Source organism: Streptomyces sp. HD (genome assembly GCF_028369295.1).
GTDB lineage: Bacteria > Actinomycetota > Actinomycetes > Streptomycetales > Streptomycetaceae > Streptomyces.
This window is the reverse complement of record NZ_JAQMYP010000021.1, coordinates 1-21903: the sequence shown is the minus strand read 5'-3', so window position 1 is coordinate 21903 and position 21903 is coordinate 1. Positions and strand designations below refer to the sequence as shown.

Sequence of the window (21903 nt, the reverse complement as noted above, 5' to 3'; positions counted from 1 at the left end):
CCTACATGCGGTTGTACCGGATTCCTCGAAAAACAGGTCACAAATGCGCTGCGGTGTGCCTTGCTCGATCATTCGCCGGGTTCCTGTAAAGGCTCGGAAAGGATCATGAATCATCACTTGACACTCACTTGACGCCCCTTCATGGTGGGGGAGCAACCCAAAACCGGGGGCGAGGAAGGAGAGCGACATGAGTGAGTCGAAGGAGCCCGAGCGTGATCGGTTAACCGAAGTGAGGGCCATCCTGGAGGAGATGAGGTCGCTGGACGAGATACCGTCGGGGAAGTTCAGTTCCCTGGCCATGATCGTCACCGACGCATCGTTGACCGCCGACGAACCGGCGCTCCGGGCCGCCCATGACGGGCTGCGCAGGCTGTACGGCAGCCATCTGCGTGCCGACCGGGACAAGGGGACACGTGCACAGCAGCACGGCCGCCTGCTCGGACTGATCGACATGACCTACTGGGCGCTGCGCCGACTCCCCTCGGGCCTGCAGCTGGCCCTCGACCCGCAGGGGCACGCGGCCCGCTTCCTGACCGCGGTCGCCCGCGAGCCCGGTCTCAGCAACGAGCAGCTCGCGAAGCTGCTGGACGTGGACATCACCGAGGTCAGCCGCATCGGACGGAAGATGCTCGGCGCCGGTGTGGCGTGGAAGAGCCGGCAATGGCGGCACAACTCCTGGGGAATCACCCCGCGCGGTGCGCAGTACCTGGAGCAGGCCGGGCTGCTCGCCCCGGAGCCCACACGCCTCGACTACTGCGTGGGCGTCAAGGTGCGGCCCTCCGCATTGACCGGCGTGGTGACCGACCCGCAGGGCGAGGTCCTGGCCACGGCGAGCAGCGATGAGCGCCTCGGTGGACAGGAGGAGCTGACCGCCGCCTTCACCGAACTCGTGCACCGTCTGCTGGACGAGGTACCGGCGGCCGCCGACGCCGCGCAGGCCGGCCGGACCGCCCTGGGTGTGGAGATCGGCGGCCATGTGGCGAGCGGACGCGGTGATGTCGTCAACGCGTCCAACTACGCGTCGGACACCGACTTGGCGGGCTTCTCATGGGCGGCAGCGCTGCAGGAGGCGACCGGTCTGCCGACCGTCCTGGAGAACGACGCCAACGCCCTGGCCCAACTGGCCCGGACACGGGGCGACGCCGGGGACAGCGACGACTTCGCCGTGGTCCTGCTCGACAAGGGCATCGGCGCCGGACTGATGGTCGACGGCCGGATTCTGCACGGGGCGTCGGGGGCCGCGGGCGAGATCGGACATGTCGTCGTCGAGAGTTATTGCGGCCATGAATGCAGCTGCGGGAACAGCGGCTGCCTGGAGAGCGTCGCGGGCACCGACGCCATCGCCCGCCGGGTCGACGAGCTGACCGGGCACGACGTACCGGATCTGAGTGCCGCGCTCGCCCTGCTCGGCAAGGAGAGCAAGGCCGTCAACGACTCCCTGGAGGAAGCCGGCCGCGCACTGGGCCTCGGCCTTGCCGACCTGCTCAACCTCACCAATCCGGAACGCGTCGTGGTGTACGGCCCCGAGGCGCTGGTGACGGAGGGGCGGGAGGAGTTTCCCGCCGCGCAGGTCTTCATGAACGCGGTCCGAAACACCTGCACCGAGCACGCGTTCTCCACGGCGGGCGAAGCACGGCTGGTGACCCGCCCCTACGAGGACGAGCTGGGAGCCCGCGCCGCAGCCGCGGTCGCACGGGACAGGCTCGGCCGGGACTAGGAGCGCACGATGGCGGAAGGGGGAACGGCGCAGCCGGATCGGCCGCCCGCGCGGCAGCCGCAGCGGATGGACGTGGGCACCCAGTTCGCGACGGCATGGGACGTCGTCGTCCTGGTCGGCGTACTGCTGTTCCTCACCGCCGCGCTCATCACGGTCCTGCTCCAGGCATGGCCGCCGCCCACCGCACCGGACGGCGGCACCGTGACGGAGACCAGCACCCGGATCCTGTTCTGGACGATCGGCCTGTCGCGCGACACCCTGCTCTTCCTGGTCGTCGTGTCGGCAGGTGGCCTGGGAGCCCTGATCCATGTGCTGCGCTCGGTGTACGAGTACGTCGGAAACCGGCGGCTGCGCCGCAGCTGGATGACGATGTACCTGCTGGAGCCGTTCGTCGGGGCGGCGTTGGCCCTCGTCGTCTACTGCGTGCTGCGCGGTGGGCTCACGACGAGCGTGGCGTCGTCCGAGGTGATCAATCCGTACGGGGTGGCGGCCGTGGCCGCCTTGGTGGGGATGTTCTCCCGGCAGACCGTGGACAAGCTGCGCGCCGTGTTCAACACACTCCTGACGGCACCGCAGGACAGCCCGGGAGAAGGACTGACCCCGAGCACGTCCGACAACGGCAGGTCACCGCAGGGCTCGCCGGACCGGGCGGGCCGGGCCGACGGCTCGTCAGACCCCGGCCCCCACCGCTGACCCCGACTGCGCGGGACCGGGGACCTCCACGCCCTCCGCGGGCCGCTCACGCAGCGCCAATAGCACCCGCAGCACCGCGATCCACATCACGGCCGAACCGAACATGTGCAGGCCGACCAGGAGCTCCGGGAGGTCCGTGAAGTACTGGACGTAGCCGATGACGCCCTGCGCGAGGAGGATCAGGAAGAGGTCGCGGGTGCGGTTCAGGGGGCCCTTGGGGGCGTCGACCGCCTTGAGCACGAACCACAGGGCGAACGTCAGCGTGACCACGATCCAGGCCAGCACGGCGTGCAGCTTGGTGACGTTCTCCCAGTCGAGCGGCATCCGCTCGACCTCGCTGGAGTCGCCCGCGTGCGGACCCGCGCCGGTGACGACCGTACCGACCGCGATCAGCAGCACCGACGCCGCGACCAGGAACCACACCAGCTGCTGCACCGCCTTGCCGACCAGTGGACGCGGCGCGCTGTCGCCCTCCCGGGTGCGCTGCCACATCACCGTCGCGACGGCGATCAGGGCGGAGGAGAGCAGGAAGTGCGCCGCGACCGTGTACGGGTTGAGGCCGACCAGCACGACGATGCCGCCGAGCACCGCGTTGCTCATCACGATCCAGAACTGCGCCCAGCCGAGCCGGGTCAGGCTGCGCCGGTACGGCTTCTCGGAGCGCGCGGCGATGATCGCCCAGCCGACGGCCGCGCACAGCACGTACGTCAGCATCCGGTTGCCGAACTCGATCACACCGTGGACGCCCATCTCGCTGGTGGCGGTGAGCGAGTCGTCGGTGCACTTGGGCCAGGTCGGGCAGCCGAGCCCGGACCCGGTGAGGCGTACCGCGCCGCCGGTGACCACGATGATCACCGACATCACGAGCGCGGCGAGAGCCGCCCGCCGGACCGTTCTCGGGGTCGGGGTCCAGCGTGCGGCGATGAAGGCGAGGGGGTTGCGCACGGCCGCCATGGCGTCGGCGCGGGTCACGTTTGGCACGCGCCCTATCGTAGGCGGCCGCTTGTGCACGCTTTCACGAGGGTCCCGGGCGAGGGCTTACGGACCTACTCCCAGCGGAAGAACTTCCCCGCCGCGGCGAGCCCCACGACCGCCCACACGGCCAGGATCCCCAGGTCACCCCAGGGCATCCCGGCCCCGTGCTGCAGTACGTCCCGCAGCCCGTCGGAGAGTGCCGAGATGGGAAGCAGACCGAGCACGTCCTGGGCGCCCGGCGGGAACTTGTCCAACGGCACGATGACGCCGCCGCCGACGAGCAGGAGCAGGAAGACGAGGTTGGCGGCAGCCAGTGTCGCCTCCGCCTTGAGCGTGCCGGCCATCAGCAGGCCGAGCCCGGAGAAGGCGGCCGTCCCGAGGACGAGCAGAAGGACGACGGCGGCCGGATTTCCGTGCGGCGACCAGCCCAGCGCGAACGCGATCACCGTCAGCAGCACGATCTGCAGCACCTCGGTGACCAGCACCGACACCGTCTTCGCCGTCATCAGGGCCCAGCGGGGGAGCGGCGAGGAGGCCAGCCGCTTGAGCACGCCGTACCGGCGCTCGAAGCCCGTGGCGATGGCCTGGCCCGTGAACGCCGTCGACATCACCGCGAGCGCGAGGATGCCGGGGGCGAGGAAGTCGACGGCCTCGCCGGCGCCCGTGTCGACGATGTCCACCGAGCTGAAGAGGACCAGCAGCAGGGTGGGGATCACGACGGTCAGGAGCAGCTGCTCGCCGTTGCGCAGCAGCATCTTGGTCTCAAGTGCCGCCTGGGCCGCGATCATGCGGGGGAGGGGGGCGGCCCCCGGCTGGGGGGTGTACGTACCCGAGCCCGTACCGACGGTGGTCACGAACGCAGCTCCTTGCCGGTCAGTTCCAGGGCTGTGTCTTCCCGGGGGCGCTGCACCTGATTGCGGCTGCGCCGCGGGCCGGACCCCCGGCCGATCTCGATGTGGGCCGGAATCATGAACGTAGCTCCTTGCCGGTCAGTTCCAGGAAAACGTCCTCCAGGGTGTGCCGCTCGACCGAGATCTTCTCCGGCATCACCCCGTGCTGCGCACACCACGACGTCACCGTCGCGAGCAGCTGGGGGTCGACCTTGCCGACGACCCGGTACGAGCCCGGCGTCAGCTCCGCGGCCGTGCAGTCGGCGGGCAGGGCCTTCAGCAGGGACCCCACGTCCAGGCCGGGGCGGCCGATGAAGCGCAGGGTGTTCTCGGCGCCGCCGCGGCACAGCTCCTCGGGGGAGCCCTGGGCGATGACCCGGCCGGCGTCGATGATCGCGACGTCGTCGGCGAGCTGCTCGGCCTCGTCCATGTAGTGGGTGGTGAGGATCACGGAGACACCGTCGGCGCGCAGCTCCCGGATCAGGTCCCAGGTGGACCGGCGGGCCTGCGGGTCGAGCCCGGCGGTCGGCTCGTCCAGGAACACCAGCTCGGGGCGGCCGACCACGGCCATGGCGAGCGCGAGCCGCTGCTGCTGGCCGCCGGAGAGACGGCGGTAGGTGGTCCGGCCGCAGCTGTCGAGGCCGAGCCGCTCGATGAGGGCGTCGACGTCCAGGGGATGCGCGTGCAGTTTCGCCACGTGCCGCAGCATCTCGTCCGCCCGCGCGCCGGAGTAGACGCCGCCGGACTGCAGCATCACGCCGATGCGCGGCCGCAGCTCACGGGACTGTCTCATCGGGTCGAGGCCCAGGACGCGCACCGTGCCGGAGTCCGGCCTGCGGTATCCCTCGCAGGTCTCGACAGTCGTCGTCTTGCCCGCGCCGTTGGGTCCGAGCACGGCGGTCACACCCGCCCGGGCCACCAGGTCTAGGCCGTTCACCGCGGTCTTCGTGCCGTACCGCTTCACCAGGGCCTGGACCTGGACCACGGGCTCAGTTCGCATGGCTCCAGAGTCTAGGTAGGCGGCCCGTCCCCCATACGGCCGGGTTCACATCTCCTCCGTACGGGGGCGGTGTATCCCCAGCCAGCGCTCCGCGTACGCCACGGCGTCGGCCACCGGGAAGAGCCGTGCGTCGGCCGCGCCCACCTTCCCGCGGACGACGGGACGGTCCCGTTCGAAGTCGTGCCCCAGCTCGTCGAACCGCTCCGAGGTGATCGACACCTCGGTGACCACCTCCCAGCCGGCCGGGCCCGGCCGGCCCCGCTTCACGCGCGGTGCCGGGATCCGGTATTCGGCCAGGTGGAAGCTGGTGCAGGAGTCCCAGCCCGCGCCCAGCAGGAGCACGCGCGCGTGGAGCTCCTCCAGACGGGCCAGCGGGCTGTGCTCGCCGAGGCTGCAGTCGGGGGCGTGCCCGGCGGTCACCTCCTGCGCGCGCGGGCCGACGGCGGCGAACGAGCACTGGGGATGCGCGCTGCGCAGGGCGCCCGGCCAGGTGCGTACGGTCTCCGGGATCACGCCCATCCCGCGGGTGGGTGTGATGCGAGGGTCGTAGGCGGGCATCGTGGCCCGGATCGTCTGCCACCACTCCTCGGGCACCGGCGGTCTGCCCCATTCCGCCGGGTCCGACAGATCGCCGGACTGCGTGGGCACGACCAGTGTGCCGTTCGGGCCGAGCGCGTCGAGGAGTCCCCGGACGGCCGCGACGGCGCCGCCGCACACCCAGCCGAGGGAGCTGAGCGAGGAGTGCACGAGCAGCGTTTCACCGTTTTGGACGCCTAGCTCGCGCACTTGTGCGGCGAGGGTGTCCCGAGTGACAAGAGGGCCGGTCGGAGGGGGTGTCGGCATGGTTCGGGAGTGTCCCGGACGGGGCGGGAGGACGCCAGCGAATTGACCCCTGGTTTGATCGATCAAAGATCATTCCCGCAGGTCAGATTAGGTATGCCTAAGTGACGCAGGGCACCGTCGAGGTGCCCGGACGCGGCTTGCCTGGCTTTGAGGAATTACGCAACAATGGCGTTGTGAAAAACGTCGGCGAGGCTCGGGAGACCCCCATGGGAACCCCTCAGGAGGAGCTCGCGGCTGGGTTGCGCTCGGACCGCTCCACGCGCAACCGGGTCGCGCGGTCCATCCTGGACCACGGCCCGTCGACCGTCGCCGAGCTGGCCGGCCGGCTGGGGCTCACCCAGGCCGCCGTACGCAGGCATCTGGACGCGCTGGTCGCGGACGACGTCGTGGAGGCCCGGGAGCAGCGGGTGTACGGCACGCGCACGCGTGGCCGTCCCGCCAAGGTGTTCGCGCTCACCGACTGCGGCCGCGACGCCTTCGACCAGTCGTACGACAAGCTCGCCGCGGACGCCCTGAAGTGGATCGCCGAGCGCGAGGGCGGGAGCGAGGCGGTCGCCGCCTTCGCCCGGGCCCGGATCGCCGCCCAGGCGGGCGCGTACCGCAAGGCGATCGAGGCCGTCAGCCCGGACGAGCGGACCGAAGCCCTGGCCAAGGCCCTGAGCGCAGACGGGTACGCTGCAACGGCGCGCAGCGCACCCCTCCCTCAACAAGGCGAGCAGCTCTGCCAGCACCACTGCCCGGTCGCCCATGTCGCGGAGCAGTTCCCCCAGCTGTGCGAGGCGGAGACGGAGATCTTCGCCGAGCTGCTCGGAACTCACGTCCAGCGACTGGCGACCATCGCGCACGGCGACGGCGTCTGCACGACGTTCATCCCGAAGATTTCCCACACGCAAGTTCACAGCGACAACGCATCTGCAAGCACGGCCGGGAGGAACCCCGCATGACTCTCCCCATCGAGGAGACTGCCCACCCTGAGCTTGAGGGCCTGGGCAAGTACGAATACGGCTGGGCCGACTCCGACGAAGCCGGCGCCTCTGCGAAGCGCGGTCTGAGCGAGGATGTCGTCAAGGACATCTCCGCGAAGAAGTCCGAGCCGGAGTGGATGACCAAGCTTCGTCTCAAGGGTCTGCGCCTGTTCGACAAGAAGCCCATGCCGAACTGGGGCTCGGACCTCTCCGGCATCGACTTCGACAACATCAAGTACTTCGTACGCTCCACGGAGAAGCAGGCGGAGTCCTGGGAGGACCTGCCCGAGGACATCAAGAACACGTACGACAAGCTCGGCATCCCGGAGGCGGAGAAGCAGCGCCTCGTCGCCGGTGTCGCCGCCCAGTACGAGTCCGAGGTCGTCTACCACCAGATCCGCGAGGACCTGGAGGAGCAGGGCGTCATCTTCCTGGACACCGACACCGCGCTGAAGGAGCACCCGGAGCTCTTCAAGGAGTACTTCGGCACGGTCATCCCGGTCGGCGACAACAAGTTCGCGTCGCTGAACACCGCGGTGTGGTCCGGCGGTTCCTTCATCTACGTGCCGAAGGGCGTGCACGTCGAGATCCCGCTGCAGGCCTACTTCCGCATCAACACGGAGAACATGGGCCAGTTCGAGCGGACCCTGATCATCGTCGACGAGGGCGCCTACGTGCACTACGTCGAGGGTTGTACGGCCCCGATCTACAAGTCGGACTCGCTGCACAGCGCCGTGGTCGAGATCATCGTCAAGAAGAACGCCCGCTGCCGCTACACGACCATCCAGAACTGGTCGAACAACGTCTACAACCTGGTCACCAAGCGCGCCGTCGCCTACGAGGGCGCCACCATGGAGTGGATCGACGGCAACATCGGCTCCAAGGTCACGATGAAGTACCCGGCCGTCTACCTGATGGGCGAGCACGCCAAGGGCGAGACCCTCTCCATCGCCTTCGCGGGCGAGGGGCAGCACCAGGACGCCGGCTCCAAGATGGTCCACATGGCGCCGAACACCTCCTCCAACATCGTCTCCAAGTCGGTGGCGCGCGGTGGCGGTCGTACGTCCTACCGCGGTCTCGTCGAGATCGGCGAGGGCGCCCACGGCTCCAAGTCGAACGTGCTGTGCGACGCGCTGCTCGTCGACACCATCTCCCGCTCCGACACGTACCCCTACGTGGACGTCCGCGAGGACGACGTGTCCATGGGCCACGAGGCGACCGTCTCCAAGGTCTCCGAGGACCAGCTCTTCTACCTGATGAGCCGCGGTCTGAGCGAGTTCGAGGCGATGGCGATGATCGTGCGCGGCTTCGTCGAGCCCATCGCGAAGGAGCTGCCCATGGAGTACGCCCTTGAGCTCAACCGGCTGATCGAGCTGCAGATGGAAGGCGCGGTCGGCTAAGCCCCGCCCCCGACAGCAGCCAGCAATTTCTGACGTAGGAAGAGAGCAGACCGACAGCCATGGCTGAGGCTCAGAACATCCCCGTGGGGTCCACCACCGCGGGCCAGATCGCGGTGGCCGCCGAGTCGACCGTCGCCACGCGCATGAGCGCGCCCCCGTCCTTCGACGTCGCGGACTTCCCGGTCCCGCACGGCCGCGAGGAGGAGTGGCGGTTCACCCCGCTGGAGCGCCTGCGCGGGCTGCACGACGGCACCGCCACCGTGACCGGTGACGGTGTGAAGGTCGACGTGCAGGCCCCCGAGGGCGTCACCGTCGAGACCGTCGGCCGTGACGACGCCCGGATCGGCAAGGCCGGCACTCCGGTGGACCGCATCGCCGCCCAGGCGTACTCGGCGTTCGAGAAGGCCGGCGTGGTCACCGTCCCCAAGGAGACGGTCCTCACCGAGCCGATCCGCATCGCCGTGCACGGCGAGGGCGGGGTCCGCTACGGCCACCAGGTCGTCGAGCTGGGAGCCTTCGCCGAGGCCGTCGTCGTCATCGACCACACCGGTGACGCCGTGCTCGCCGCCAACGTCGACTACATCCTGGGCGACGGCGCCAAGCTGACCGTCGTCTCCGTCCAGGACTGGGACGACAAGGCCGTGCACGTGGCCCAGCACAACGCCCTCATCGGGCGCGACGCGAGCTTCAAGTCGGTCGTGGTGACCTTCGGTGGCGACCTCGTTCGCCTCCACCCGCGCGTCACCTACGCCGGCCCCGGCGGCGAGGCCGAGCTGCTCGGTCTGTACTTCACGGACGCCGGCCAGCACCAGGAGCACCGCCTCCTGGTCGACCACAACGTCCCGCACTGCAAGTCCAACGTCGTCTACAAGGGCGCGCTGCAGGGCGAGGCCGCCCACGCGGTGTGGATCGGCGACGTGCTCATCGAGGCCAAGGCCGAGGGCACGGACACCTACGAGATGAACCGCAACCTGGTTCTGACCGACGGTGCCCGGGTCGACTCGGTGCCGAACCTGGAGATCGAGACCGGCGAGATCGTCGGTGCCGGCCACGCCTCGGCGACCGGCCGCTTCGACGACGAGCAGCTCTTCTACCTGATGGCCCGCGGTATCCCGGCCGACGAGGCCCGTCGCCTGGTGGTCCGCGGCTTCTTCGCCGAGCTGGTCCAGCAGATCGGCGTCGACGACATCGAAGAGCGCCTCCTCGTGAAGATCGACGAGGAGCTGGAGGCCACAGTCTGATGGCTTTCGTACGCGCCTGTGGGCTGAGCGAGCTGGAGGAGGACACCCCGAAGCGGGTGGAACTCGACGGCACGCCGGTCTCGGTCGTGCAGACCGAGGGGGAGGTGTTCGCGATCCACGACATCTGCTCGCACGCGAACGTCTCGCTCTCCGAGGGCGAGGTGGAGGACTGCCAGATCGAGTGCTGGCTGCACGGCTCCGCGTTCGACCTGCGCACCGGTAAGCCGTCCGGCCTCCCCGCCACGCGCCCCGTCCCCGTATACCCCGTAAAGATCGAAGGGGGCAACGTCCTTGTTGACGTACGCGCCTCCCTCACCCAGGAGTCCTGAGGCACCCATGGCAACGCTTGAAATCCGAGACCTGCACGTCACCGTCGAGGCCGACAACGCCACGAAGGAGATCCTCAAGGGCGTCGACCTCACCGTGAAGCAGGGCGAGACGCACGCCATCATGGGCCCCAACGGCTCCGGCAAGTCGACCCTCGCCTACTCGCTGGCGGGTCACCCGAAGTACACGATCACCTCCGGCACCGTCACCCTCGACGGCGAGGATGTCCTGGAGATGTCCGTCGACGAGCGCGCCCGCGCCGGCCTGTTCCTCGCGATGCAGTACCCGGTCGAGGTCCCCGGCGTCTCGGTCTCCAACTTCCTGCGCACCTCCGCCACCGCCATCCGCGGCGAGGCCCCCAAGCTGCGTACCTGGGTGAAGGAGGTCAAGGAGGCCATGGAGCGCCTCAACATGGACTCCTCCTTCGCCGAGCGCAATGTCAACGAGGGCTTCTCCGGCGGTGAGAAGAAGCGCCACGAGATCCTTCAGCTGGAGCTGCTCAAGCCGAAGGTCGCGATCCTCGACGAGACCGACTCCGGTCTGGACGTCGACGCCCTGCGCGTCGTCTCCGAGGGCGTCAACCGGGTCCGCGAGACCGGCGAGGTCGGCACCCTGCTGATCACCCACTACACGCGCATCCTGCGCTACATCAAGCCCGACTACGTCCACGTCTTCTCGGCCGGTCGCATCGTGGAGTCCGGCGGCGCCGAACTCGCCGACAAGCTGGAGAACGAGGGCTACGAGGCCTACACGAAGGGTGGCGCATCCGCGTGACACAGCTGCCGGGCCTCCTCGACACCGAGGCGCTCCGCAAGGACTTCCCGATCCTGGACCGCGTCGTCCACGACGGCAAGAAGCTCGTGTACCTGGACAACGCGGCGACCTCGCAGACGCCGCGCCAGGTCCTCGACGTGCTCTCCGAGTACTACGAGCAGCACAACGCCAACGTCCACCGTGGCGTGCACGTCCTCGCCGAGGAGGCCACGGCGCTGTACGAGGGCGCGCGCGACAAGGTCGCGGAGTTCATCAACGCGCCCTCGCGCGACGAGGTGATCTTCACCAAGAACGCCTCCGAGTCGCTGAACCTCGTGGCCAACATGCTCGGCTGGGCCGACGAGCCCTACCGGGTGGACCACGAGACCGAGATCGTCATCACGGAGATGGAGCACCACTCCAACATCGTGCCGTGGCAGCTGCTCGCGCAGCGCACGGGCGCGAAGCTGAAGTGGTTCGGCCTCACCGACGACGGCCGTCTCGACCTGTCCAACATCGACGAGGTCATCACGGAGAAGACGAAGATCGTCTCCTTCGTGCTGGTGTCGAACATCCTGGGCACCCTGAACCCGGTCGAGGCGATAGTGCGCCGCGCGCAGGAGGTCGGTGCGCTGGTCTGCATCGACGCCTCGCAGGCCGCGCCGCACATGCCGCTGGACGTGCAGTCGCTCCAGGCCGACTTCGTGGCCTTCACCGGCCACAAGATGTGCGGCCCGACCGGCATCGGCGTCCTGTGGGGCCGCCAGGAGCTGCTGGAGGACCTGCCGCCGTTCCTCGGCGGCGGCGAGATGATCGAGACCGTGTCCATGCACTCGTCGACGTACGCTCCCGCCCCGCACAAGTTCGAGGCGGGCACGCCCCCGATCTCCCAGGCGATCGGTCTGGGCGCGGCGATCGACTACCTCAACTCGATCGGCATGGACAAGATCCTCGCCCATGAGCACGCCCTCACCGAGTACGCGGTGAAGCGGTTCGGGGAGGTCCCCGACCTGCGGATCATCGGCCCGAGCACGGCCGAGGACCGCGGCGCCGCGATCTCCTTCACGCTCGGCGACATCCACCCGCACGACGTGGGCCAGGTCCTCGACGAGCAGGGCATCGCGGTCCGGGTCGGCCACCACTGCGCCCGCCCGGTCTGCCTGCGCTATGGAATTCCTGCGACCACGCGAGCGTCGTTCTATCTGTACTCCACGCCGGCCGAGATCGACGCTCTGGTGGACGGCTTGGAGCACGTCCGCAACTTCTTCGGCTGACGGGACGAGCGATCGCATGAAGCTGGATTCGATGTACCAGGAAGTCATCCTGGACCACTACAAGAACCCGCACGGGCGGGGCTTGCGGGATGGCGACGCCGAGGTGCACCACGTGAACCCGACGTGCGGCGACGAGATCACGCTCCGTGTGAAGTACGACGGCACGACGATCGAGGACGTCTCGTACGAGGGCCAGGGCTGTTCCATCAGCCAGGCTTCGGCGTCCGTACTGAACGAACTGCTGGTCGGCAAGGAACTCGCGGACGCGCAGAAGGTTCAGGAGACCTTCCTGGAGCTGATGCAGTCCAAGGGGAAGATCGAGCCCGACGACGCCATGGAGGAGGTCCTGGAGGACGCGGTCGCGTTCGCCGGAGTCTCCAAGTACCCGGCCCGGGTCAAGTGCGCCCTCCTGAGCTGGATGGCGTGGAAGGACGCGACGGCCCAGGCCCTGGGCGGAGCCGACGCCGAAAGGAAGACGGCATGAGCGAGACCGTTGAGATGAAGCCGGCCTCGGAGGAAGAGGTCCGTGAGGCGCTGTACGACGTCGTCGACCCCGAGCTGGGTATCGACGTCGTCAACCTCGGCCTGATCTACGGCATCCACATCGACGAAGCGAACATCGCGACGCTCGACATGACCCTGACCTCGGCGGCCTGCCCGCTGACCGACGTCATCGAGGACCAGGCCAAGTCCGCCACGGACGGCCTCGTCAACGAGCTGCGCATCAACTGGGTCTGGATGCCGCCGTGGGGCCCGGACAAGATCACGGACGACGGCCGTGAGCAGCTTCGGGCGCTGGGGTTCAACGTCTGAGCCCCCAAGAGCCACGAACGAACGGCGAGGCCCATCGGGCCTCGCCGTTCCTCGTTCTCAGGCCAGCCCCGCCACCAGCCGGAACGCGGAGTCCGCCGCGTAGAGGGAGCTGTGCTGGTAAGGATCCAGCTTCAGCCGGAAGTTCTCGTGGCGCAGGAAACGGCCCGGGTAGTTGACCGACTCCAGCATGACCGCGCCGGAGTACGGTGACGGGCGGGAGCAGAAGGTGGCGTCCTGGTCGAAGAGGGCGGAGCCGTCGTTGTGCTCGGCGCGCAGGACGAAGTTGCGATGGCGGAGGTAGGCGCCGTCGGCTGTCGTGAAGGAGTAGCAGGAGGCGTTGGCCAGGCCCTTGACCTGCTTGAAGGTGAAGTTCTCGCGGGATTCGGAGCCGTGGACCGGGTCCAGCTTCACGTAGCCGTCGCTCAGCTGCCAGTAGCGGTCCGGGTAGTTGACGGAGCGTATGGATCGCCAGGTGGTGGAAGCCGGGGGCTTCGGTGCGGCGGTCGGTGAACCGGCCCCGTGGGAAGGCGACTTGGACGGCTGCGGGGCGGGTTTGGGTGTGGTGGCGTGCTGTTGGCCGGGCGCCCTGGTCGGGGCGCCGACCGTCGACAGGCCGCTCTTGCCCTCCCGGTAGGTCTCCGACGGGGTGGCGAAGGAGATCAGGCCGGGGGCCGTCGCGTCCGCGGTGGCGGACTCGGCCGAGGCTGACGCTTTGTCAGCTTCCCTTTCCGACACGGCGATTGCCGTGACGCAGGCGACGACCGTCGCCACCGCCATCGCGCCCGCCAGCCACAGGCGGCGCGTTCCCGGTGCCCGGGTGGTGTCCGGGGCCCAGCCGTTCTCCCAAGGTAGGTCATGGGACGGCCGGGACTTGTTTTCTGGCATGCGCTGTTCCCCCCAGCGGCGTCATGGGGCGACGACCGCGGCTGCGAAGGCCCGGTATGTGAACGGTGAAACACTAGTGGACCCAGTGGTTTGGGAGCAGCCGTTTGGAACGAGCTGTGTCCACAACGAGCTGTGTCCACAACGAGCTGTGTCCACAACGAGTTGGCTCCATGGCGAGCTGCGTCCACAACCAGCCGTGCCCCCATCGATCTCCCGGCGCTCCGCCAAGTCCGCCATCCGGCGCAGGGCATCATGATCGTGCGGCACCGCGGATCACGCGGCGCCGCGAGCCACGCAGCGACAGGAGTCCTCCGGATAATGGCCCACCGCGCCCCCCACGCCCTCCGCCGAGCGCTGGCCGCCACAGCGCTGTGCGGTGCGCTCGCTCTGGCCGCCGGCGGCTGTACGGCGCCCGGCGGCGACGGCGCCGACGCGCCGGGCGGTGCCCAGGGCGTGGAGCTGCCCGAGCCGGGGGTCGCCTTCGACTACCAGATCGGCGGTGCCTATCCGCCGCCCGACGGCGTACGCGCGGTCTCCCGTGACCGCACCGCGAAACCGGCGCCGGGCGTGTACAGCATCTGCTACGTCAACGCCTTCCAGGCCCAGCCGGACGCCGAGGGCTGGTGGCAGGATCACCATCCCGACCTGCTGCTCCGCGACGCCGACGGCACGCTGGTGGTCGACGAGGACTGGGACGAGGCCCTGCTGGACATCTCGACGGCCGCCAAGCGCGAACGGCTCGCCGGGATCGTGGGCAAGTGGATCGACGGCTGTGCCGAGGCCGGATTCCAGGCGGTCGAGGCCGACAACCTCGACTCGTACGAGCGGTCCGACGGGCTGCTGACCGCGGCCGACGACATGGCCTTCGGCAAGCTGCTCGCCTCCCGGGCCCACGCCGCCGGTCTCGCGATCGGCCAGAAGAACGCCGCCGGTCTGGCACGGCAAGGTCGCGACCTCGGCTTCGACTTCGCGGTCGCCGAGGAGTGCGGACAGTACGACGAGTGCGGGGCCTACGCGGACGCCTACGACGACCGGGTCTTCGTCATCGAGTACCGGCGGGACGGCCTCGACGCCGCCTGCGAGGAGTGGGGCGACAGGCTGTCGGTGGTGCTGCGCGACCTGGACGTCGTACCGGCGGGGGAGAGCGGGTATCGCCGACGGACGTGCTGAACCGGTCCGGGGCCGTCGCGCCCGCTCAGTCCAGGACCGCGGTGGCCTCGATCTCGACCAGGTGCTCGGGTACGTCCAGGGCCGCGACGCCCAGCAGTGTGGCCGGCGGCACGGGGGCGGTCCCCAGCCTGGCGGCGGCCCGGGTGATGCCCTCCATGAGCAGGGGCATCTTGTCGGGGGTCCAGTCCACGACATGGACGTTCAGTTTCGCGACGTCGTCGAAGGTGCCGCCGACCGCGGACAGGGCGGTGCCGATGTTGAGGTAGCACTGCTCGACCTGGGCGGCCAGGTCGCCCTCCCCGACGGTGACCCCGTCGGCATCCCAGGCGACCTGCCCGGCGATGAAGACCAGCTTCGATCCGCTCGCGACCGACACCTGCCGATAGGCGTCGACCTCCACCAGTCCGGTCGGGTTCACCAGGGTGATGGCCATGTCGTGGTCCGCCCCTCTCGTAGTCACTTGTGGTTACTCGGGAACCGTAGGAGAGTGGCCGCTGACATGGAAGAACGCACTTTTCAGTGACTGGGGAACCTCATGGTGACCAAGCAGCTCAGCGGCCTGCCCGACCAGGCGGACCTGACCCGCGCGGACTCGCTGGGCCGGGAGATCTTCTCGGACATCGCCAACAAATGGGCGCTCCTGATCATCGAGGCCCTGGGCGAACGCACACTCCGCTTCAGTGAGTTGCGGAATGAGATCGAGGGCGTCAGCCACAAGATGCTCACCCAGAACCTGCGCATGCTGGAGCGCAACGGCCTGGTCGAGCGCACCGTGCACCCCACCGTGCCGCCGCGCGTCGAGTACACGCTCACCGAGCCGGGCCAGGCCCTGCGGGTGACCATCGACGGCATGTGCGACTGGACCCACCGGTACATCGGCCACATCGAGGCGTCGCGACGGGACTTCGAGGCGCGGAAGGCGTAGGGGAGAGGCGGTCGAGGCTGCGGGGACGGGGTTTGTGTACGGTCGTACGCATCGTTGTGTACGCTTGTACACATGGGATACCTGCTGCTCGCCGGAGCCATAGCGGCCGAGGTGGCCGCCACCACCGCCATGAAGTACAGCGAAGGCTTCAGCAGGCTGTTGCCGTCGCTGGTGACCGCCCTCGGCTATCTCGTCTCCTTCGCGCTGCTCGCCCAGACCCTGAAGACCGTCTCCATGGGCACGGCCTACGCCATCTGGGCCGGCGTCGGCACCGCGGTCATCGCCGGCATCGGGATCCTGCTCATGGGGGAGGGCATGACGGCCACCAAGGCCGCGGGTATCGCGCTGATCATCGTCGGCGTGGTGGTGCTGAACCTGGGCGGTGCGCACTGATGGCCCGGCGGTACGACCCCGAGCGACGTCAGCGGATCATCGACGCGGCGATCCGGGTCGTCGGGGAGAAGGGAATCGCCGGGCTGAGCCACCGCACCGTCGCCGCTGAGGCGGATGTGCCGCTCGGCTCGACGACGTACCACTTCAAGACCCTGGACGATCTGCTGGTCGCCGCATTGCGCCAGGCCAGCGAGGGCTTCGCCAAGGTGGTCGCCTCGCGCGGCGGCCTGGAGGACCCGGACACCGACCTGGCCACCGAACTCGCGGGCTGGCTGGGCGAATGGCTCGCCGGCGACCGCACCGGCGTGGAGCTGGAGTACGAGCTCTACCTCGCCGCCCTGCGCCGCCCCGCCCTGCGCCCGGTCGCCGCCGAGTGGGCGCAGGACCTCGCCGACCTGCTGTCGCACCGCACGGACACGGTCACGGCGCGGGCGCTGGTGGCCCTGATGGACGGCATCTGTCTGCAGGTGCTGCTCGCCGGGGGGACCTACGACGAGGGGTACGCGCGGGAGGTGTTGGGGCGGGTCATTCCGTGACGGGGCTCCGTGACAGGGCTCCGTGACGGGGGCAGCGGCGGGGGGCCGTGACGGGGTTCAGCGAGGCCCTCGCCGCCGGGCCGCGTCGCTGAGCATGCGCCGGGCCGGCGCACCGCGTGGCCGCGAGCCGGTGCGCCCCGTCGCGCCGAGCCCCCGCACCATGTGACATCAAGCCGCCGTACCGCCCGGCACGTGAGACGTGCCCCCGTCGGTTCGCCCCCGCGGTGGGCGTCACGTTAGGTTGCCCTTATGACCGACACGACTGCTCCTCGTACCACCGGCGCCGTGGCCGCCGGCCTTGCCACGATCGCCGCCGACGGCACCGTTCTCGACACCTGGTTCCCCGCGCCCGAGCTCGTCGCCGAGCCGGGCCCCTCCGGCAGCGAGCGGCTGTCCGCCGAGAAGGCCGTGGAACTGCTCGGCGAAGGCGCCGCCAAGGCGATCGGGCCGGACGCGCGCCGGGGCGTCGAGGTCGTCGCGGTCCGCACGGTCATCGCCTCGATCGACGAGAAGCCGATCGACGCGCACGACGTCTACCTGCGTCTGCACCTGCTCTCCCACCGCCTGGTCAAGCCGCACGGCCTGAGCCTGGAGGGCCAGTTCGGCTTCCTCGCCAACGTCGCCTGGACCTCGCTCGGCCCGGTCGCGGTCGACGACGTCGAGAAGGTCCGCCTCAACGCCCGCGCCGAGGGCCTGCACCTCCAGGTGACCTCGGTCGACAAGTTCCCGCGCATGACGGACTACGTCGCCCCGAAGGGCGTCCGCATCGCCGACGCCGACCGGGTCCGCCTCGGCGCGCACCTCGCCGCGGGCACCACCGTCATGCACGAGGGCTTCGTCAACTTCAACGCCGGCACTCTCGGTACCTCCATGGTCGAGGGCCGTATCTCCGCGGGCGTCGTCGTCGGCGACGGCTCAGACATCGGCGGCGGCGCGTCCACGATGGGCACCTTGTCCGGCGGCGGCAACGTGATCATCGCGATCGGCGAGCGCTGCCTGATCGGCGCCGAGGCGGGCGTCGGCATCGCGCTCGGCGACGAGTGCGTGGTCGAGGCGGGCCTGTACGTCACGGCGGGCACCCGCGTGACGATGCCCGACGGCCAGATCGTCAAGGCCCGCGAGCTGAACGGCGCCTCCAACATCCTCTTCCGCCGCAACTCGGTCACCGGCACCGTCGAGGCCCGCCCGAACAACGCGGTCTGGGGCGGTCTGAACGACATCCTGCACAGCCACAACTGACGACCTCCGACGGTCGGACCCACCTGGGTGGACGCCCTCCGCAGCCGGACCCGGCCGCGGAGGGCGTCCGTCGTTTGTCGATCGTCGTGGTCCTGACGCGGCGCGCTCACGTACGGGTTACTCCACGTGACCTCCGTGCGGTCCAGGCAGATGAACGGGTGGACGCAGTTTCCGATCAGACGCCGAACCGACGAAATGAGGGACCGATGGCCGGTCGAGGGAAGATGAGCGAGCGGACGAGGAGCGTGCTGCGGTTGGTGATCGGTGCGGTGACCGTCGTGGGGGCGTGCTGGTTGCCGGTCGGGAACGCGTACGCCGACGAGACCAACACCGGCTCGCACAACGGACCCCGCTTCACCCTGGTCGACGTGGGGCAGGTGGACGACCCGATGGAGGATGTGCTGGAGCACTTCCTGCTCTTCGGCGACGGGTACAGGTGGGGTTGATCGCGCGCCGCGCGCAGTGAGCGTGGGCCGGGCCCGTACCGCGGAGGGGGAGCGGTACGGGCCCCGGTCTTTGCAGGACGGGCCGGTCTTCGGAAGAACTTCCTGTGTGCCGGCAGCGGCGGCAGGCCGCACGCGTCACAAGGGGTGGGAGAGGCGGGCGCCCGGCCCGGAGGGGGAGTACCGGCCCCAGCTCGTGCTGGTCACGATCGGCAGCGACAAGGTCGTACCGCTGAGCGGAGCCCGCGAACCGAACGTGGACCCCACCCGGCAGGGGTGGGAGCCCGTCTTCGCGCGCCGCTGACCAGCCGGTCGTGATCCGCCGGTCAGACCGGCCGGTCGTGATCCGCCGGTCGTGATCAGTCGGCGGTGAGCATCTCGTACGCCGCCAGCAGTCCGTCGACCGCCTCCCGGCCGGCGGGCCGCAGCGGTGCGCGCACCGGGCCCGCGGGCAGGCCGAGCTCGTTGAGCAGGGCCTTCGCGGTGACCGTGCCGGGCAGACCCGCCGCCATCATCAACTCGATGAGCGGCGTGGCGCGTTGCTGGAGGCGGGCGGACACGGGGGTGTCGCCCGCCTCGAACGCGTCCAGGACCGCGCGGAGCCGACCCGGTACGACGTTCGCCACCGTGCTGATGTAACCGGCCCCGCCCACCGCGTACAGCGCGAGGTTGTGCTCGTCGCAGCCCGCGTAGTACGCCAACTCCGTGCGGGACAGCACCTTCTGGGCGCCGAGGAAGTCGTAGGAGCAGTCCTTCACCGCCACGATCCGGGGGTGCTCGGCGAGTCGGATCAGCGTCTCCGGCTCGACGCGGGTGCCGGTGCGGCCGGGGATGTCGTACAGCACGAGCGGCAGTCCGGCCGCGTCGGCGATCTCGCGGAAGTGCGCCTCGACGGCGTCCTGCGGGGGCTTGCTGTAGTACGGCGCGACCACCAACAGCCCGTCGGCGCCCGCCTTTTCGGCCGCCAGGGCCAGTTCGACGGTGTGCCGGGTGTCGAAGGTGCCCACGCCCGCGACGACCGACGCCCGCTCGCCCACCGCCTCCCGCACGGCCCTGACCAGATCCGACTTCTCGGCGTCCGTCGTGGTCGGCGACTCGCCCGTCGTACCGGAGAGGACCAGACCGTCGCACCCCTCGCTCACCAGACGGTCGGCGAGCCGCTGCGCGCCGTCCAGGTCGAGCGCCCCCGCCTCGGTGAACGGCGTGATCATGGCGCACAGGGCGCGGCCGAAGGGCGGGACGGGGGCGGCGTCGGTAGTCGTCATGAGAGTAGTGTCGGCCGCACGATTGCGTAGCTCCACTTAATTCTTCTACGAAGTATTGATAAGGGGTGCTGAGTGGTGAGATCGTCGACGGCGTCCTGACCGCCCGTTGCAGGCCCTATGTCCAAAGTCGCCCGTCATGGGTCACCATGGCTGAGACGGTGAATGACCCAGGTCATGGGAGGCGTCATGAAGCTCGGCAAGGCACTCGCCACCGGAATCGCGGAAGAGCGGCCGCAGGGGCACGACGAGGAACTCGTACTCACCGAAGAGATCACGGATACCCAGGACGTCGAGGCGTCCGCGCCCGAAGACGTCCCGGCACCCCGATGAGACTGCGGCTTCCGGAGGAACGCCCGACGGAGCCGCCGACCGGATACAAGATCGCCCACCCGATGCTGTCCCAGGACGGCAGCCGGGCCGGGTTCACCGGTGTGTCGCTGGGCGGCGCGCTGCCGTACGGAGTCCTGGCCGACGCGTCCTGCGTCTACGGCCTGCGGCACCGGGCGCCGAGCCGCCGCTGCGACTGCGGCTTCCACTGTGTGCACGACCACTCGGCGGCCGAGGCGCTGCTGGCCACGGCCGAGCACCGGACGGCCGTACTGCTCGAAGTCACCGTGCTGGGCCGGTACATCCGCTTCGAACGCGGCTTCCGTTACGCCCGTCAGCGGGTGCGCACCACCACGGTCGGCCCGTGCGCCTGCGGTACGGTCGCCGCCGCCCTGGCCGACACCGGCTCGGGCCGCCCCGGCTGGCGGGCGCTCGCCCCTTCCTGCGCGGGCTGCCTGCGCGGCCGTACGTCCGTCTCGCTCGTGGGGTTCGCCCGGCTGGCGGGAGAGGGGGTGCGGGTGGTGGCCGGGAAGGGGGCGTCCTCCGTGACGATGGCCGACCTCGGCGCCACCGCAGACCTCGGCGTACCCGAACTCGCCGCCGAGGCCGCACTGTTGCAGGCCCGCCTCGACTGGTTCCAGACCCAGCTGGCCCGTTTGGGAGAGACGGGCCCGGGCGGCGGACGACAGGGATAGCGGGGGCGGGGGCGGGTACCCGGGGGTCCCGAACCGGTAGGGAGGTCAGGGCAGGAGGACTGGGCGGGAGACCACCGGGACCGGGGTCAGGGCGCCCGGGCCGGTGTCGAACAGCTCTCCCGATTCGGGGCGGACGTCCGGGATTTCGAGGACGTCCAGGATTTCGAGGATCGAGAAGACCAAGGAAGGTGCAGCGATGACGGACAGGAAGGCGGGGGCGGAAGGGGCAGCGGGGGAGTCCGGCGGTGCCGCCAAGGGTGGTGCCGCGAAGGGCCGAGCCGAGGGCACCGGCGGTGCCGAGCGCGCCGACGCGGGCAAGGGGCTCGGTGGGGCCAAGCAGGCCGGCGAGGGCATGGGGCTCGGTGGTGCCGAGCGCGCCGACGCGGGCAAGGGGCTCGGTGGGGCCAAGCAGGCCGGCGAGGGCAAGGGGCTCGGTGGTGCCGAGCGCGCCGACGCGGGCAAGGGGCTCGGTGGGGCCAAGCAGACCGGCGAGGGCAAGGCGCCCGGCAGTGCGAAGCAGACCGGCGGGGCCAAGGGCGCCCGTGGAGCCAAGGGGCCCGAGGAACTGCGGCAGCAGATCGAGGAGACCCGGAGCGAGTCCGGTGACAGCGTGGCGGACCTCGCGGGGAAGGCGGACGTGAAGGGCCGGGCCCTGGCCCGTGCGGCCGACCTCCGCGACAAGGCGGGCGCGATGACCGTGCAACTGCGCAGCAGCGCGGCCCAGGCCGGGCACGCGGTGCAGGACCGGGCGACCCGGACCGGACACACCGTTCACGACAGTGCGACACGCGCCGGGCAGGCCGTCGAGCACAGCGTGCCGGGCCCCGTCCGCACCGTCGTCCAGGCCGGCCTGCGGCACCCACGGCCGGTACTGGTCGCCGGCGCTGCGGTGGGAGCGGCCGTCGCAACCGGGATGCTGCGACGACGGCACCACGGGCACCACTGAAGCGGGGCCGGCGGCGCCGCCGGGCGGCGGCCGCTGCGGCGGCCACGGCGGCTACGGCTGAGGTGCCGGGACGGCCGGTACGAAGGAATCTGCGTGGCGGGGGGGGGGGGGGGGCGGGGGGGGGGCCCCGCGCCCCCGCGCCGCCCGCGCCCCCCGCCCCCCCCCCCCCCCCCCCCCCCCCCCCCCCC

Annotated in this window: 28 protein-coding genes; 20 read left to right on the top strand and 8 right to left on the bottom strand. The window is 70.1% G+C overall.

All coding sequences use genetic code 11. From position 1 onward, the window contains the following. Positions 1–187 precede the first annotated feature (187 nt). The gene (locus POF73_RS21120) at positions 188–1717 is read left to right on the top strand and encodes an ROK family transcriptional regulator (RefSeq protein WP_272117675.1); all 1530 of its coding nucleotides are present in this window, start codon (positions 188–190) and stop codon (positions 1715–1717) included. Between the two features lie 9 nt (positions 1718–1726). After that, a complete protein-coding gene (locus POF73_RS21115; RefSeq protein WP_272117673.1) occupies positions 1727–2410 on the top strand; it encodes a hypothetical protein in 684 nt (227 codons plus the stop codon). On the opposite strand, the gene POF73_RS21110 is transcribed toward POF73_RS21115, so the two are convergent. From POF73_RS21110 to POF73_RS21095, 4 genes are all read right to left on the bottom strand, one after another. After that, complete coding sequence (locus POF73_RS21110; protein ID WP_272117908.1) at positions 2387–3382, bottom strand: COX15/CtaA family protein; 996 nt, start codon at positions 3380–3382, stop codon at positions 2387–2389. The two genes, POF73_RS21115 and POF73_RS21110, sit on opposite strands and share 24 nt — an antisense overlap. A gap of 74 nt (positions 3383–3456) precedes the next feature. Beyond that, positions 3457–4173: an ABC transporter permease gene (locus POF73_RS21105; RefSeq protein WP_272117906.1), complete on the bottom strand. Its 717-nt coding sequence runs from the start codon at positions 4171–4173 to the stop codon at positions 3457–3459. A gap of 178 nt (positions 4174–4351) precedes the next feature. Beyond that, a complete protein-coding gene (locus tag POF73_RS21100; protein WP_272117671.1) occupies positions 4352–5275 on the bottom strand; it encodes an ABC transporter ATP-binding protein in 924 nt (307 codons plus the stop codon). Positions 5276–5320: 45 nt separating this feature from the next. After that, entirely contained in the window at positions 5321–6118 is a 798-nt protein-coding gene (locus POF73_RS21095; RefSeq protein WP_272117669.1) for an aminoglycoside N(3)-acetyltransferase, read from the bottom strand. 173 nt (positions 6119–6291) lie between these two features. Between POF73_RS21095 and POF73_RS21090 the strand changes: the two genes are divergently transcribed. From POF73_RS21090 to POF73_RS21055, 8 genes are read left to right on the top strand one after another with little or no spacing between them, the layout of a single operon-like run. After that, complete coding sequence (locus POF73_RS21090; RefSeq protein WP_272117667.1) at positions 6292–7062, top strand: helix-turn-helix transcriptional regulator; 771 nt, start codon at positions 6292–6294, stop codon at positions 7060–7062. Further along, positions 7059–8483: a Fe-S cluster assembly protein SufB gene (gene sufB, locus POF73_RS21085; protein WP_272117665.1), complete on the top strand. Its 1425-nt coding sequence runs from the start codon at positions 7059–7061 to the stop codon at positions 8481–8483. Before POF73_RS21090 ends, sufB begins: the two co-directional genes overlap by 4 nt. 59 nt (positions 8484–8542) lie before the next feature. Beyond that, positions 8543–9724 carry a Fe-S cluster assembly protein SufD gene (gene sufD / locus POF73_RS21080; protein ID WP_272117663.1) on the top strand — a complete coding sequence of 394 codons (1182 nt, stop codon included), beginning with the start codon at positions 8543–8545 and terminating at the stop codon, positions 9722–9724. After that, a complete protein-coding gene (locus tag POF73_RS21075) occupies positions 9724–10053 on the top strand; it encodes a non-heme iron oxygenase ferredoxin subunit (protein WP_272117661.1) in 330 nt (109 codons plus the stop codon). The genes sufD and POF73_RS21075 overlap by 1 nt, the downstream gene beginning before the upstream one ends. 7 nt (positions 10054–10060) lie before the next feature. Continuing rightward, positions 10061–10825: a Fe-S cluster assembly ATPase SufC gene (gene sufC / locus POF73_RS21070; protein WP_272117659.1), complete on the top strand. Its 765-nt coding sequence runs from the start codon at positions 10061–10063 to the stop codon at positions 10823–10825. Further along, positions 10822–12078 carry a cysteine desulfurase gene (locus tag POF73_RS21065; protein WP_272117657.1) on the top strand — a complete coding sequence of 419 codons (1257 nt, stop codon included), beginning with the start codon at positions 10822–10824 and terminating at the stop codon, positions 12076–12078. The genes sufC and POF73_RS21065 overlap by 4 nt, the downstream gene beginning before the upstream one ends. Positions 12079–12094: 16 nt before the next feature. Continuing rightward, positions 12095–12562 (top strand): Fe-S cluster assembly sulfur transfer protein SufU, encoded by a 468-nt coding sequence (gene sufU, locus POF73_RS21060; RefSeq protein WP_272117655.1) that lies wholly within the window; start codon positions 12095–12097, stop codon positions 12560–12562. Next, the gene (locus POF73_RS21055; protein WP_031143572.1) at positions 12559–12891 is read left to right on the top strand and encodes a metal-sulfur cluster assembly factor; all 333 of its coding nucleotides are present in this window, start codon (positions 12559–12561) and stop codon (positions 12889–12891) included. Before sufU ends, POF73_RS21055 begins: the two co-directional genes overlap by 4 nt. 57 nt (positions 12892–12948) lie before the next feature. Here POF73_RS21055 and POF73_RS21050 read toward each other — a convergent pair whose 3' ends face one another. Beyond that, complete coding sequence (locus POF73_RS21050; protein WP_272117652.1) at positions 12949–13776, bottom strand: AbfB domain-containing protein; 828 nt, start codon at positions 13774–13776, stop codon at positions 12949–12951. 318 nt (positions 13777–14094) lie between these two features. Between POF73_RS21050 and POF73_RS21045 the strand changes: the two genes are divergently transcribed. Further along, the gene (locus POF73_RS21045; protein ID WP_272117650.1) at positions 14095–14946 is read left to right on the top strand and encodes an endo alpha-1,4 polygalactosaminidase; all 852 of its coding nucleotides are present in this window, start codon (positions 14095–14097) and stop codon (positions 14944–14946) included. A gap of 25 nt (positions 14947–14971) precedes the next feature. On the opposite strand, the gene POF73_RS21040 is transcribed toward POF73_RS21045, so the two are convergent. Next, positions 14972–15379 carry a RidA family protein gene (locus POF73_RS21040; protein ID WP_272117647.1) on the bottom strand — a complete coding sequence of 136 codons (408 nt, stop codon included), beginning with the start codon at positions 15377–15379 and terminating at the stop codon, positions 14972–14974. A gap of 102 nt (positions 15380–15481) precedes the next feature. Between POF73_RS21040 and POF73_RS21035 the strand changes: the two genes are divergently transcribed. The 6 genes from POF73_RS21035 to POF73_RS21010 all read left to right on the top strand — a co-directional run bounded on the left by POF73_RS21035 (position 15482) and on the right by POF73_RS21010 (position 18786). After that, positions 15482–15871 (top strand): winged helix-turn-helix transcriptional regulator, encoded by a 390-nt coding sequence (locus POF73_RS21035; RefSeq protein ID WP_272117645.1) that lies wholly within the window; start codon positions 15482–15484, stop codon positions 15869–15871. A gap of 72 nt (positions 15872–15943) precedes the next feature. Continuing rightward, complete coding sequence (locus POF73_RS21030; protein ID WP_272117642.1) at positions 15944–16264, top strand: DMT family transporter; 321 nt, start codon at positions 15944–15946, stop codon at positions 16262–16264. Further along, positions 16264–16800: a TetR/AcrR family transcriptional regulator gene (locus POF73_RS21025; protein ID WP_272117640.1), complete on the top strand. Its 537-nt coding sequence runs from the start codon at positions 16264–16266 to the stop codon at positions 16798–16800. The genes POF73_RS21030 and POF73_RS21025 overlap by 1 nt, the downstream gene beginning before the upstream one ends. Before the next feature lie 249 nt (positions 16801–17049). After that, complete coding sequence (dapD, locus tag POF73_RS21020; RefSeq protein ID WP_272117637.1) at positions 17050–18039, top strand: 2,3,4,5-tetrahydropyridine-2,6-dicarboxylate N-succinyltransferase; 990 nt, start codon at positions 17050–17052, stop codon at positions 18037–18039. Positions 18040–18245: 206 nt separating this feature from the next. Beyond that, positions 18246–18485, top strand: a complete 240-nt coding sequence (locus tag POF73_RS21015) for a hypothetical protein (protein WP_272117635.1) — start codon at positions 18246–18248, stop codon at positions 18483–18485. A 106-nt stretch (positions 18486–18591) separates the two neighbouring features. Then, the gene (locus tag POF73_RS21010; protein ID WP_443049578.1) at positions 18592–18786 is read left to right on the top strand and encodes a hypothetical protein; all 195 of its coding nucleotides are present in this window, start codon (positions 18592–18594) and stop codon (positions 18784–18786) included. A 55-nt stretch (positions 18787–18841) separates the two neighbouring features. Here the strand turns inward: POF73_RS21010 and dapA are convergent, their stop codons facing one another. After that, a complete protein-coding gene (gene dapA, locus POF73_RS21005) occupies positions 18842–19747 on the bottom strand; it encodes a 4-hydroxy-tetrahydrodipicolinate synthase (RefSeq protein WP_272117633.1) in 906 nt (301 codons plus the stop codon). A 186-nt stretch (positions 19748–19933) separates the two neighbouring features. On the opposite strand from dapA, the gene POF73_RS21000 reads away from it, so the two are divergent. Both POF73_RS21000 and POF73_RS20995 read left to right on the top strand, forming a co-directional pair. After that, positions 19934–20077 carry a hypothetical protein gene (locus tag POF73_RS21000; protein WP_272117631.1) on the top strand — a complete coding sequence of 48 codons (144 nt, stop codon included), beginning with the start codon at positions 19934–19936 and terminating at the stop codon, positions 20075–20077. After that, positions 20074–20769, top strand: a complete 696-nt coding sequence (locus POF73_RS20995) for a hypothetical protein (protein ID WP_272117629.1) — start codon at positions 20074–20076, stop codon at positions 20767–20769. The genes POF73_RS21000 and POF73_RS20995 overlap by 4 nt, the downstream gene beginning before the upstream one ends. 45 nt (positions 20770–20814) lie before the next feature. On the opposite strand, the gene POF73_RS20990 is transcribed toward POF73_RS20995, so the two are convergent. After that, positions 20815–20952, bottom strand: a complete 138-nt coding sequence (locus tag POF73_RS20990; protein ID WP_272117627.1) for a hypothetical protein — start codon at positions 20950–20952, stop codon at positions 20815–20817. 382 nt (positions 20953–21334) lie between these two features. Here POF73_RS20990 and POF73_RS20985 point away from each other — a divergent pair, with 382 nt between their 5' ends. Next, the gene (locus POF73_RS20985) at positions 21335–21715 is read left to right on the top strand and encodes a DUF3618 domain-containing protein (RefSeq protein ID WP_334313616.1); all 381 of its coding nucleotides are present in this window, start codon (positions 21335–21337) and stop codon (positions 21713–21715) included. The last annotated feature ends 188 nt before the right edge of the window (positions 21716–21903 follow it).